General features: G+C 63.2%; 10 protein-coding genes. 8 read left to right on the top strand and 2 right to left on the bottom strand.

Features of this window, described 5'->3' with window-relative positions; genetic code table 11:
* Positions 1–567 precede the first annotated feature (567 nt).
* Entirely contained in the window at positions 568–1,902 is a 1,335-nt protein-coding gene (gene trmFO / locus Q4G22_RS00490; protein ID WP_303383939.1) for a methylenetetrahydrofolate--tRNA-(uracil(54)-C(5))-methyltransferase (FADH(2)-oxidizing) TrmFO, read from the top strand.
* On the top strand, positions 1,887–2,747 hold the full coding sequence (gene gluQRS, locus Q4G22_RS00485) for a tRNA glutamyl-Q(34) synthetase GluQRS (protein ID WP_303383938.1): 861 nt from the start codon (positions 1,887–1,889) through the stop codon (positions 2,745–2,747). The genes trmFO and gluQRS overlap by 16 nt, the downstream gene beginning before the upstream one ends.
* Before the next feature lie 8 nt (positions 2,748–2,755).
* On the opposite strand, the gene Q4G22_RS00480 is transcribed toward gluQRS, so the two are convergent.
* The gene (locus Q4G22_RS00480) at positions 2,756–3,922 is read right to left on the bottom strand and encodes an alpha-hydroxy acid oxidase (protein ID WP_303383937.1); all 1,167 of its coding nucleotides are present in this window, start codon (positions 3,920–3,922) and stop codon (positions 2,756–2,758) included.
* A 56-nt stretch (positions 3,923–3,978) separates the two neighbouring features.
* Positions 3,979–4,266, bottom strand: a complete 288-nt coding sequence (locus tag Q4G22_RS00475) for a hypothetical protein (RefSeq protein WP_303383936.1) — start codon at positions 4,264–4,266, stop codon at positions 3,979–3,981.
* Positions 4,267–4,329: 63 nt separating this feature from the next.
* Here Q4G22_RS00475 and Q4G22_RS00470 point away from each other — a divergent pair, with 63 nt between their 5' ends.
* From Q4G22_RS00470 to rmuC, 6 genes are all read left to right on the top strand, one after another.
* On the top strand, positions 4,330–4,914 hold the full coding sequence (locus Q4G22_RS00470; RefSeq protein WP_303383935.1) for a TetR/AcrR family transcriptional regulator: 585 nt from the start codon (positions 4,330–4,332) through the stop codon (positions 4,912–4,914).
* 499 nt (positions 4,915–5,413) lie between these two features.
* The gene (dnaG, locus tag Q4G22_RS00465; RefSeq protein WP_303384159.1) at positions 5,414–7,297 is read left to right on the top strand and encodes a DNA primase; all 1,884 of its coding nucleotides are present in this window, start codon (positions 5,414–5,416) and stop codon (positions 7,295–7,297) included.
* 199 nt (positions 7,298–7,496) lie between these two features.
* The gene (gene rpoD / locus Q4G22_RS00460) at positions 7,497–9,464 is read left to right on the top strand and encodes an RNA polymerase sigma factor RpoD (RefSeq protein WP_303383934.1); all 1,968 of its coding nucleotides are present in this window, start codon (positions 7,497–7,499) and stop codon (positions 9,462–9,464) included.
* The gene (locus Q4G22_RS00455; RefSeq protein ID WP_303383933.1) at positions 9,454–9,894 is read left to right on the top strand and encodes a BLUF domain-containing protein; all 441 of its coding nucleotides are present in this window, start codon (positions 9,454–9,456) and stop codon (positions 9,892–9,894) included. The genes rpoD and Q4G22_RS00455 overlap by 11 nt, the downstream gene beginning before the upstream one ends.
* A 179-nt stretch (positions 9,895–10,073) precedes the next feature.
* Positions 10,074–10,673: a VPLPA-CTERM sorting domain-containing protein gene (locus tag Q4G22_RS00450; protein ID WP_303383932.1), complete on the top strand. Its 600-nt coding sequence runs from the start codon at positions 10,074–10,076 to the stop codon at positions 10,671–10,673.
* Between the two features lie 126 nt (positions 10,674–10,799).
* Positions 10,800–12,311 carry a DNA recombination protein RmuC gene (gene rmuC, locus Q4G22_RS00445; protein ID WP_303383931.1) on the top strand — a complete coding sequence of 504 codons (1,512 nt, stop codon included), beginning with the start codon at positions 10,800–10,802 and terminating at the stop codon, positions 12,309–12,311.
* Positions 12,312–12,401 lie beyond the last annotated feature (90 nt).

Genomic DNA, 12,401 nt, shown 5'->3' with positions numbered 1-12,401 from the left:
AGATGCAAATGAACAGGTGATCCCATGTATGGCTGAAATATTGCGGCGCATAGCGTTGCGTCGATGAGGCGTATTGTGCCGTTTTACCTTTCAGCCCGCACAGGCGCGCGCCTCTTCCTGCACGGAAGCGTCGTCGTGGTTGCGGTCAGGTGACTGGATTTTGACACTTTCCCCGTTAAAGTCGGATACGGCGAGGGGCGTGCAGGCCGCAGCAGCGACGGCGGAGATCGTGAAAAAATTGGCGATCTTCGTGTGATAGCTTGCAAGTGTTGGTTCAGCATCGCCATTAAAGCCGAAAAATCCTGAATATATTGTTGATATTACTTGGTTAACTCTGCCTTTACCAGAATATTCCCCGCTCTGTCGTGGCTATCGTGCCAGCATTCTTTTTGTCCGGCCAGACCATTGTGCAGGCGCTTGTGCTAGACAGTGGTTAATGCGGGTTCGGCGATCTCCAGTGCGGTCACAAAGCCTTCTCTTTCTGGTTTGTCCATCGTGCCTGTCTTGCACCAACGCGCCCGCGTTGCTAGCAAGCCCCTTTGCACCCCACAGGAACGGATGGATCGGATGGAGCCTGTCAATATCATCGGGGCCGGGCTGGCCGGGTCCGAAGCGGCGTGGCAGGTTGCGCAGGCGGGGGTGCCGGTGATCCTGCACGAGATGCGCCCTGTGGTTGGCACATTCGCGCATCGCACCGGCGATTGTGCGGAAATGGTCTGTTCGAACAGCTTTCGGTCGGACGACGATCAGATGAACGCGGTCGGACAGTTGCACTGGGAAATGCGTGCGGCGGGCGGGCTGATTATGGCCATGGCCGACCGGCACCGCTTGCCTGCGGGCGGGGCCTTGGCGGTGGATCGCGATGCCTTTTCCGGCGCGGTGACGGCGGCTTTGCGGGCGCATCCGTTGGTCGAAATCCGCGCGGGCGAGGTGCGGGATCTGCCCGGCGCAGGCAACTGGATCGTGGCGACGGGGCCGCTGACCTCGGATGCTTTGGGTGCGTCGATTGCGGCCCTGACCGGGGCCGAGGCACTGGCGTTTTTCGATGCGATTGCGCCGATTGTTCATGCTGACAGCATCGACATGACGCTGGCCTGGGAACAAAGCCGCTATGACAAGGGCGAGACGGTCGAGGAACAACGCGCCTATATCAACTGCCCGATGACGCGTGATGATTACGAGGGCTTCATCGACGCACTGCTGGCTGCCGACAAGACCGAGTTTCACGAGGGCGAAACCGCCGGTTACTTTGACGGCTGCCTGCCGATCGAGGTGATGGCCGAACGCGGGCGCGAGACGCTGCGCCACGGCCCGATGAAGCCGGTGGGGCTGACCAACGCCCATAACCCAGGCGAAAAGCCCTATGCGGTGGTGCAGTTGCGGCGCGATAACGCCTTGGGGACGCTGTATAATATCGTCGGCTTTCAGACCAAGATGAAATATGGCGCGCAAACCGAAGTGTTCCGCCGCATTCCCGGTTTGCAGCGGGCGGAATTTGCGCGCCTTGGCGGCATTCATCGCAACACCTTTCTGAACTCCCCCACGCTGATCGACGACCGGCTGCGGATGCACCGCGCGCCGCATCTGCGCTTTGCCGGGCAGGTGACGGGGGTGGAAGGCTATGTCGAAAGCGCCGCGATGGGTCTGCTCGCCGGGCGGATGGCGGCGGCGCAGGCACTGGGGCGCGATCTGCCGCCGCCGCCGGTGACGACGGCGATGGGGGCGCTGGTCAACCATATTACCGGCGGGGCCGAGGCGAAGTCGTTTCAGCCGATGAACGTGAATTTCGGCCTGTTCCCGCCGCTGGATGAGGCGCGCGGCGGGCGGCGCGGGCGCAAGGACCGTTACCCGGCCTATACCACCCGCGCGAAACAGGATTTCAGCGCATGGCTGGCGGGGTAATCACACGCTTTGCACCCTCGCCCACGGGGCTTTTGCATCTGGGTCACGCCTATGCGGCGCTGTTCGCGGCGCAGGCGACAGAGCCGGGTGGGCAGTTCCTGCTGCGGATCGAGGATATTGACCGCGACCGTTGCCGGGCTGAATTCGAGGCGGCGATTTACGATGATCTGCACTGGCTTGGGCTGGATTGGCCGCAGCCGGTGATGCGGCAATCGGACCGGCTGCCGGCCTATCGCGCGGCGCTGAACCGGCTGGCGCCGCTGTGTTATCCTTGTCGCTGTCGCCGCGGCGATATTCGCGCGGCGCTGTCGGCCCCGCAAGAAGGCGCGCTGCCCGCCGGGCCGGACGGGCTGATCTATCCGGGCACCTGTCGCGGTCGGTCACTGGCCGAGGCCGGGCAGGATGAGGTGATCCGGCTGGACGTGGCGCGGGCCTTTGATGCGTTGGGGACGGATCAGATCGGGTTTTGCGATGACGGCCCCCATCAGATCACACGCGCCGCGTTTCTGGACCGCGTGGGCGACGTCATCCTTGCGCGGCGCGGCATGGGCACCAGCTATCATCTGGCGGTGGTGGTGGATGATGCGGCGCAGGGGGTGAGCTTGGTCACGCGCGGGCGCGATCTGTTCGATTCGACCTGGATTCATGTGTTGTTGCAGCGATTGCTGGGGCTGCCGCTGCCCGATTATCGCCATCACCGGCTGATCCGCGATGATGCGGGCAAGCGGCTGGCCAAGCGCGACGATGCCCGCAGCCTGCGCAGCCTGCGCGACGATGGTGCCAGCCCGGACGATGTGCGACGTCTGATCGGGCTGGCGGGGGCCTGCCCCAAGCCGCGTATTTAAGCAAGCGGCTAGCGATAGTTGTCTGCCGTGAAACCCTCGGGCAGCAGAACATTGTGGCGGCCGAGATTTTTCACATCGCGTTCGCCGCACAGCGCCATCGAGATGTCGAGTTCCTTGCGGATCACCTCCAGTGCCTTGGTCACGCCAGCTTCGCCCATGGCACCAAGGCCGTGGACGAAGGCGCGACCGATCCATGTCGCATGGGCTCCAAGTGCCAGTGCCTTGAGCACGTCCTGACCCGAGCGGATGCCGCTGTCGAGGTGGATTTCCACCTGATCGCCGACCGCCTTGACGATTTCCGGCAGCATTCGGATCGAGGACAGCGCCCCGTCAAGCTGCCGTCCGCCGTGGTTGCTGACCACGATGGCATCGCAGCCGAAATCGGCGGCGCGGCGGGCGTCTTCGGGGTCCAGCACGCCTTTCAGGATCAGCTTGCCGCCCCACAGATCGCGGATGCGGGCGATCTTGTCCCAGTCCAGCCGTTCGTCGAACTGTTCGCCGACCCAGCTCATCAGGCTGGATGCGTCGCCGACGCCCTTGGCGTGGCCGACAATATTACCGAACTGGCGGCGTTTCGTGCCCAGCATGCCCAGCCCCCACCGCCAGCGGGTCGCAAGATCCAGCAGGGTCGAGGCGGTCAGCTTGGGCGGTGCCGACAGGCCGTTTTTCAGATCCTTGTGCCGCTGGCCCAGGATTTGCAGATCCAGCGTCAGCACCAGCGCGTTGCAATTGGCGGCCTTGGCGCGGTTGATGATGCCTTCCAGAAACTCTTGATCCTTCATGACGTAAAGCTGGAACATGAAGGGCTTGGTCGTGTGTTCGGCCACGTCCTCGATCGAACAGATCGACATGGTGGACAGCGCGAAGGGCACGCCGAATTTTTCTGCCGCCCGCGCGGCCTTGATCTCGCCATCGGCGTGCTGCATCCCGGTCAGCCCGACCGGAGCAAGGCCGACCGGCATCGACACCGGCAGACCCGCCATGGTCGAGGCGGTCGAGCGGTCTGACATATCCACCGCCACTTTTTGCCGCAGCCGTATCTGACTGAAGTCACTGGTGTTTTCGCGAAAGGTCTGTTCGGTATAGCTGCCCGATTCCGCATAGTCATAGAACATGCGCGGTGTGCGGGCGCGGTGCAGGCGCTTGAGGTCGTCGATACAGGTGATGACGGGCATCGCAGTTTCCCCCTGAACTGGTCAAATCTTTTTACCAATTCGGCGCGCAAATGCAATCAGCGATGACGGGCTGCAGCACGATCCATGCGGGCGCGGGTGGCCGGGTCGATCACCGGGCCGCTCAGGTCCTGTGCGCGGCTGCGCAGCGCCTCGGCCCGTGATTGCACCGGGGCTGCGGCTGTGGCGGCGTCGGTGGCTGTGGCACCGATGGCGGCGGGCAGGGCCGGTTCGGCCAGGATCGTTTCCACCGGCACAAGCGAGGGATAATCCGTGCCGCGATCACCGCAGGCGGCGGCCAGCAGCGGCAGGGTCAGGGCGGGGATCAGGTGGGCGCGACGCATCATGAGGCGCAGGATACGCGCGCCGCCGGGGCTTCACAACGGGGCCTGCGCTTGTCACAAGGGGGCATGGCACGCACGCAGGGTTCCCGCGCCGACATCACCGGGCCGCTGATCCGTCAGCAGGCTCTGCGCCTGTTCGCGCGGCACGGCTATGCTGCTGTTTCTATGCGAAAAATCGCCGAGGCTGTCGGGGTTCAGGTGGGCGCGCTCTATGCCTATACCGCCGACAAGCAGGCCCTGCTGGCCGATCTGCTGACCGCGCATATGGAGGATTTGCTGGCCACCTGGCAGGATCAGCCCGACGCGCCCGCCTTGCTGCGGCTGGAACGGATGGTGCGGTTTCACATCGCCTATAGCCTGGATCATTCGGATGCGGTGTTTCTGTCCTATATGGAGCTGCGTAATCTGACGCCGGAAAATCATCTCAAGATCAGCGTCTTGCGTGACCGATACGAGGCTGCGCTGGAATCGGTCCTGCGCGCGGGGCAGGCCGAAGGGGTAATGCGGATCGCCGACACGCGGCTGACCACGATGGCGCTGATCGCGATGCTGACGGGCGTCACCAACTGGTATCGCGCGGGCGGGCGGCTGGACCGGCAGGCGGTGGGCGACCTGTATTGGGGGCTGGCGCGCGGCACGGTTGGCGCTTAGGCCGGATGCGACGGGCAACGGGCGTGCGTTGCGCCGCAACAGAGCGTGCGTTGCGGGGCAGTGGGCGCCGTGATTTCAAGCGCTTGTGCCGCGCAACGCCTGCACAACCTGTACACAGGCCGTGCACGGATTGTGCACAACCCGTGCACGCGCAATCACGCGCAATAGCGCCGACAGGGCTTGTGCACTATGGTGTTACGCGGTTCCGGGGCGTGGATCAGGGCGGTCGTTCATCAAATCTTAGGAGCTTGGTGCCAAATCTGGCTGTGCGCGTGATTCTGGTGTCGCGCCGGGTGATGATGGTGGAATGTGGCTCTTTCTTGTCAATTTCCTGCACTGGCTTGTTCGGGTTACGATGGCTCGGCCGCTGGTGTCCGGCGGTGTTCTGGCTGCTCCGCTGATGTGGGCGGGGCCAGGGCGCGGCCTGATGGCGGCATCCGTGTGGCGGGGCTGCATGGTGGTGCTGGCGCGCGCGGGGCCGGGGGGGTATGATCACGGCATGAGCCTGCCCCCCGGATTCCTTGACGAGTTGCGCGCCCGCGTTCCGATCAGCCGCGTGATCGGGCGGCGGGTGACGTGGGACTTGCGCAAATCCAATCAGGCGCGGGGCGACTGGTGGGCGCCATGCCCGTTTCATCAGGAAAAATCGGCCAGCTTTCATTGCGACGACCAAAAGGGATTTTATTACTGCTTTGGCTGCCACGCCAAGGGAGATGCCATTGGTTTCCTGAAAGAAATGGATGGGCTTGAGTTCATGGATGCCGTCAAGGTGCTGGCGTCCGAGGCCGGGATGGCCATGCCCGAACCCGACCCGCGCGCGCGTCAGGTCGCCGACCGGCGCAGCCAGCTGACCGAGGTGACGGATGCCGCGGCGCGCTGGTTCCGGTTGCAACTGAACACGGGGGCGGCATCGGCGGCGCGCGACTATCTGGAGCGACGCGGTCTGGATCAGGCGGCGCTGGAGGCGTTTGGCATCGGCTTTGCCCCGGATCAGCGCGGGGCACTGACGGCGGCGCTGCGGGAAAAGGGGATGGCGGATGCGCTGATAACCGAATCGGGCATGGCGATTGCGCCCGATGACGGCGGCGCGCCCTATGACCGCTTTCGCGGGCGGATCATGTTTCCCATCCGCGACGCGCGCGACCGGATCATCGGTTTCGGCGGGCGGGCGATGGACCCGAACGCGCGGGCGAAATATCTGAACAGCCCGGAAACGCCGCTGTTCGACAAGGGGCGCAATCTTTACAACATCGGCCCGGCGCGGGCGGCGGTGGCCAAGGGCGCGACCCTGATCGTGGCCGAAGGTTATATGGATGTGATCGCGCTGGTGCGGGCGGGCTTTGGCGGGGCGGTTGCGCCTTTGGGGACCGCGATCACCGAGGATCAGTTGCGGCTGATGTGGCGTATCGCGCCCGAACCCGTCATCATGCTGGATGGCGATGCGGCGGGCCAGCGCGCGGCGCTGCGGCTGATCGACATGGCGCTGCCGATGACCGGGCCGGGGCAGGCGCTGCGCTTTGCCGTGTTGCCCACGGGGCTGGACCCGGACGATCTGATCCGGCAGCGCGGGCCGGGGGCGATGGAGGCGGTGCTGGCGGCGGCGCGGCCTTTGGTCGATCTGCTGTGGGCGCGCGAGATCGAGGGCCGCGTGTTCGACAGCCCCGAGCGGCGCGCGGCGCTGGATACGGCCTTGCGCGCGGCGGTGGCGAAGATCCCGGACGAGGGCACGCGGCATCATTATTCCGAAGAGATCCGGCGCAAGACGCGTGAATTGTTCGGGGGGTTCACGCCCGGTCGAGGCGCGCGCGGGGGGCAGCGCAAACCTGCGCCCGGTGCGCCTTTGGCGCCGACGCGGGCCAGCCGCTTTGTGGCGCAGGATGCCGGCGATACGATTCTGGAAGGCGCGGTTCTGCTGATCTGCGCCGGACACCCGGCGCTGGCCTTGCAGGTGGAAACGCGGCTGGAACGGCTGGTGCCCGCCGACGAAGGCCGGGCGGCGCTGATCCATGATCTGTTGGCGGGAACGGATTCCGGCACCGGGCGCGTGGCGCTGGAGGCTTTGCGCGCGGATGCCTATCTGACCCTGATCGCCGCCGCGCGACCGGACGGTGATCCGGTCGAGGCGCAGGCGATTTTGGTGAATGCGCTGGACCGGCTGGAATCACGACGCGCCGCGCAATCAGAACTGGCCCGCGCCGAGGCCGAGATCGCGGGCGAGGCCGACGAGGGGCTGACCTGGCGAATGAACCAGATGGCCCGCGCCCGCCAGCGCGCTGACCATCCCGAGATCAGTGACACCAGCGACTTGGGCGAGGATCGCGATGCGCTGGCCGCGCAGTTGCGGGGCTGGATGGACAGGGAAATCTGGCGCAAGGATGGCTAGTGCGGCGCAGGCTGGGGGCCAGCCCCCAGACCCCCGGGATATTTGCAAACGAAAGACAGGCAGGGTGTGGCGAATCAGCTGCGAATCATTCTTTTCCGGCCCCCTTTGATTCGGGCCGCGTGCGCCCTATATCTGGGCTTTCCTGACCTTATGATTCGGGTCGCGCCGAATCACTTCGCCCCCTCAGAAGGAGCCGCTGATGGCAGCCAAGGACGACGACGATCCCAAGACCGACAAGGACGATGCCGACCATTCGCTGGACATGAGTCAGGCCGCCGTCAAGCGTATGATCGCCGAGGCGCGCGAGCGGGGCTATATCACCTATGACCAGCTGAACACGGTTCTGCCGCCCGATCAGGTCAGCTCGGAACAGATCGAGGACGTGATGTCCATGCTGTCCGAGATGGGGATCAACGTCATCGAAGACGAGGGTGAGGCCGAGGAGCAGGACGGCGGCGCCATCGCCACCACCGGCACCACCGGGCGCGAGGTTGCGCTGGCTGCTTCGGAAACCGAAAAGCTGGATCGCACCGACGACCCCGTGCGCATGTATCTGCGCGAGATGGGCAGCGTCGAATTGCTGTCGCGCGAAGGCGAGATCGCCATTGCCAAGCGGATCGAGGCCGGGCGCAACACCATGATCGCGGGGCTGTGCGAAAGCCCGCTGACCTTCAAGGCCATCACCATGTGGCGGCAGGAGTTGCTGGACGAAGACATCCTGCTGCGCGACGTGATCGATCTTGAGACGACCTTTGGTCAGTCCATGGACGAGGACGGCGATGAGGCCGATCTTGAGGACGAAGCCTCGCCCGATCAGCCTGCCCGGCGCGAGGCCGAAACGGATGCTGACGGCAATCCCTTGCCCGTCGATGACGACGATGAGGACGAGGGCGCCAACCTGTCGCTGGCCGCGATGGAAGCCAGTCTCAAGCCCAAGGTTCTGGAAACGCTTGAGGCGATCGCTCGCGATTACGAAGAACTGGCCCATATGCAGGACCAGCGCATGTCGGCCACGCTGAACGAGGACGGCACCTTCACCGCGCGCGAGGAAATCGCCTATCAAAAGCTGCGCGGCGAAATTGTGGCTTTGGTAAACGAACTGCACCTGCACAACAACCGGATCGAGGCGCTGGTTGACCAGATCTATGGCATCAACCGCCGCATCGTCAGCATCGATTCCGGCATGGTCAAACTGGCCGACGCTGCGCGCATCAACCGGCGCGAGTTCATCGACGCCTATCGTGGGGCCGAGCTGGACCCGGCATGGATGGATCGCATGTCGGCCCAGACCGGGCGCGGCTGGCAGGCGCTGTTCGACCGTTCGCGCGATCAGGTCGAAAAGCTGCGGGGCGAGATGGCCGAGGTCGGCCAGTATATCGGTGTGGACATCGACGAATTCCGCCGCATCGTGAATCAGGTTCAGCGCGGCGAAAAAGAGGCGCGTCAGGCCAAGAAGGAAATGGTCGAGGCGAACCTGCGGCTGGTGATCTCGATCGCCAAGAAATACACCAACCGGGGTCTGCAATTCCTTGATCTTATTCAGGAAGGCAATATCGGTCTGATGAAGGCCGTGGACAAGTTCGAGTATCGGCGCGGCTACAAGTTCAGCACTTACGCGACATGGTGGATCCGGCAGGCGATCACCCGGTCCATCGCGGATCAGGCGCGCACGATCCGCATTCCGGTCCATATGATCGAGACGATCAACAAGCTGGTCCGCACCGGCCGCCAGATGCTGCATGAGATCGGCCGTGAGCCAACGCCCGAGGAACTGGCCGAAAAGCTGCAAATGCCGCTGGAAAAGGTCCGCAAGGTGATGAAAATCGCCAAGGAACCGATTTCGCTGGAAACCCCGATTGGCGACGAGGAAGACAGCCAGCTTGGCGATTTCATCGAGGACAAGAACGCCGTCCTGCCGCTGGATTCGGCCATTCAGGAAAACCTGAAGGAAACCACGACCCGCGTTCTGGCCAGCCTGACGCCCCGCGAAGAACGGGTGCTGCGCATGCGTTTCGGCATCGGCATGAACACCGATCACACGCTGGAAGAGGTCGGCCAGCAGTTCAGTGTGACCCGTGAACGCATCCGCCAGATCGAGGCCAAGGCGTTGCGCAAGCTGAAACACCCGTCGAGGAGCAGGAAGCTGCGGTCGTTCCTTGACCAGTGATAGCGATGTGCTGAGCTATTTTCTGTATCGCAGCTTTGCCGTCGATTCCCTCGATTCCGGGGGGATCGGCGACATTCTTGGGGTTGCCCGCGCGCGGAATGACCTTTTGGGGCTGACGGGCCTGCTTCATTGTGAAGACGGCATGTTTTTTCAATGGCTCGAGGGCACGGAACATGCGCTGCGCGCGATTGTGGCGTCGATCTGCGCGGACCCCCGGCATCGGGATATTGTCGTTCTGGGCCACGGGCCGTTAAAGACGCGGTATTTTCGCGGCTGGGCCATGCGGCTGACGGGCGCGCGCGATCATTCCATCGTGGATTGGCTGGCCTCGCGCAACGTGTCGATTCGGGATGAACGGGTCTATGGGCGAGAAATTTTGCACTTCATGCAAGAAATTTCGGGTCAAATGGCTGTTCAGGTCGAGGGGTAGCTCAATTCTGACGTGAAGACTTTGATGAGCTGCTCGCCTTGCGGCTGTTGATTTCAGGCAACACACTGATTTTAATTACATTAAAAATTAACCTTCTGGAAAATTTTATCTTTTGCATGACGTGATGCTGCGGTATCAGTTGTATGACGGCTGATGCCGCTTTTGCAGGAGTAAAGAGTATGAAAAAGACACTGGCTTTGGGTGCGGCGCTGGCCGCGACACTGGTTGCGGGCCACGCTGGCGCGGCTGTTGTGACCGTTGGTCCGGGCGGCTATAACGATGGTTACGCCACCACCGTGACCTATAATAACGACAATCAGGCCGCAGGTCGGTCTACCGCCAACGACCGTGCGAACGCATCGAATGCGTTGGGGGCTACGGACGGCAACTTCTTTGAGATCGGCTATTTCGACGAGGTGATCTTCACCTTTGGCACGCAGTTCCAGTCGCCCGCGACCGTGACCGAAGTCACTTTTGGCAACCGCGGTGGCTGGGTTGAAATGGCGCTGGTCTATGTCGGCAACCTGGCGGACCCGAATTCCTGGACTTTGGTTAACGAAGCCCCGATCAGCAATGCGAATCCGACCGCGACCTTTACCTTTAATGGTATCTGGGATGCGATGAAATTCGTTCACTTCGACACTGGCAGCCTGCGTAACGCCGGCAGCTTTGACATCGACAGCGTGCGCGTGGCCCCTGTGCCGCTGCCCGCAACCGGCCTGCTGTTGCTGGGCGCTCTGGGTGGGGTTGCGGCCCTGCGCCGTCGTCAGCGCGCCTGATAAGGGTAACAAACCGGACCACGGCCGTCGCACGCAGGTGCGGCGGCCTTTTTCGTTAAAATGCACAGCAAGGGGTTGCGCCTGATGGGGGTGTCGGCACAAAAAGGGAACAAACTATGGGTTGGTATGCAGACCGATTGGCTTGAATCCTTTTTGACAGATGCGGATGCCTTGGCGCGTGTGCTGGGGGTGGTCATTGCTGTGCTGCTGGTCATGCTGCTGCTGTATCTGCATGCGCGCCGGCGCCTTGCAACGGCTGCGGCGGATGCCGCGCGTGCAGAAATCAGTGCCCGGCATCAGGCCGAAGAATTGCAGCGGCGGGGCGAACGGATTGCGGCGCTGGAACCTCAGCTAGACAATGAACGGCAGGTGTCGCGTGATCTGGCCTTGCGCGCCGGGCAATTGGATGTGCGTCTGGATGAACGCGCAGATGCGCTGTCGCGCCTGACGGAAGAGCGGGACGGCCTGTCCGATGCGCTGTTTCACGCGCGTGAGGGGACGGCCAAGCTGGAACGCGATCTGGCCGAACTGCGCCTGGCCGCCCAAAAAGACCGCGAGGCGATGGCCCGTGACATTGCAACCCTGCGCGATCTGCGCGCGGAAATGACCGGGCAATTCCGCCTGATGTCCCAGGAAACCCTGCGTTCGCAGGGGGAAGATATGCGGCGCGTGCAATCGGAACAATTATCCGCCCTGTTGGTGCCGTTCCGCGATCAGGTGCATCGGTTTCAGACGGAATTGCAAACCCGCAACAAGGTGCTGGACGAAGAAGGCGCGCGGCTGCGCGAACAGATCGAAGGGCTGTATCGCCGGTCCGAGGCGATCAGCCGCGAAGCGGTCGAACTGACCCGCGCGCTTAAGGGGGAAAAGCAGCGTCAGGGTGCCTGGGGCGAAATGATTCTGGAACGGATTCTCGAGGATTCGGGGCTGCAAGAAGGGCAACATTACGATCTCCAGACCTCTTTCCGGGATGAAGACCGGCGCGGCTGGCGTCCGGATGTGGTTGTGCGGATGCCGCGCGGCAAGGTGCTGGTGATCGACAGCAAGGTTTCGCTGAACGCCTATGAACAGTCGGTTAATGCCGCCGAACCGGCTGACCGCGAGGCCGCCCTGCGTCGGCACGTTGCGGCGATCCGGGCGCATATCACTGCGCTATCGGCCAAGGGATACGACCGGATGGACGATGCTTCGGTCGATTATGTGCTGATGTTCATTCCCATCGAAGGTGCTTTTTCCGAAGCGTTGCGCGCCGATCCGGAACTGGCCAGTTTCGCGCTGGACTGCCGTATTGGTCTGGCCACGCCCACGACCTTGATGCTGACCTTGCGCACGGTTGACCATATCTGGACCGTCGAACGGCGCGAAACCAATGCGATGGAAATCGCGCGTCGTGCCGGTGCGGTCTATGACAAGGTTGCCGGTTTCGTCGAATCGCTTGAGGCCGTGGGAAAGGCGCTGGATGGCGCGACGCGGGCACATGGGCAGGCGATGGATCGGCTGACCCGCGGGCAGGGCAATGTCATCCGGCAGGTTGAAATGCTGCGCGAACTGGGCGCGCGCACTCAGAAAAAGATTGCGCTCGACCATGAGGGCGGCACACCCACCCTGCCAGAGCCGCAGGATGATGCGATGAACTAAAGGAGGGGGCGCGATCTGCGGATTTCCCTGCGCGATATAACAAACATGCAGCCCCGTGGGGAATTGGATCAATCCGGGTTAAAACGCTTT

The sequence above is a fragment of the Paracoccus sp. (in: a-proteobacteria) genome, assembly GCF_030538655.1.
Taxonomy (GTDB): domain Bacteria; phylum Pseudomonadota; class Alphaproteobacteria; order Rhodobacterales; family Rhodobacteraceae; genus Paracoccus.
This window is presented reverse-complemented; position numbering and strand designations above follow the sequence as displayed.

What these genes read in the sequence shown, in the direction of transcription:
- dnaG (WP_303384159.1), top strand. Translation starts at nt 5,414, where the DNA reads ATGAGCCTGCCCCCCGGATTCCTTGACGAGTTGCGCGCCCGCGTTCCG.
- Q4G22_RS00480 (WP_303383937.1), bottom strand. Translation starts at nt 3,922, where the DNA reads ATGCCCGTCATCACCTGTATCGACGACCTCAAGCGCCTGCACCGCGCC.
- gluQRS (WP_303383938.1), top strand. Translation starts at nt 1,887, where the DNA reads ATGGCTGGCGGGGTAATCACACGCTTTGCACCCTCGCCCACGGGGCTT.
- Q4G22_RS00450 (WP_303383932.1), top strand. Translation starts at nt 10,074, where the DNA reads ATGAAAAAGACACTGGCTTTGGGTGCGGCGCTGGCCGCGACACTGGTT.
- trmFO (WP_303383939.1), top strand. Translation starts at nt 568, where the DNA reads ATGGAGCCTGTCAATATCATCGGGGCCGGGCTGGCCGGGTCCGAAGCG.
- Q4G22_RS00470 (WP_303383935.1), top strand. Translation starts at nt 4,330, where the DNA reads ATGGCACGCACGCAGGGTTCCCGCGCCGACATCACCGGGCCGCTGATC.
- rpoD (WP_303383934.1), top strand. Translation starts at nt 7,497, where the DNA reads ATGGCAGCCAAGGACGACGACGATCCCAAGACCGACAAGGACGATGCC.
- Q4G22_RS00475 (WP_303383936.1), bottom strand. Translation starts at nt 4,266, where the DNA reads ATGATGCGTCGCGCCCACCTGATCCCCGCCCTGACCCTGCCGCTGCTG.
- rmuC (WP_303383931.1), top strand. Translation starts at nt 10,800, where the DNA reads ATGCAGACCGATTGGCTTGAATCCTTTTTGACAGATGCGGATGCCTTG.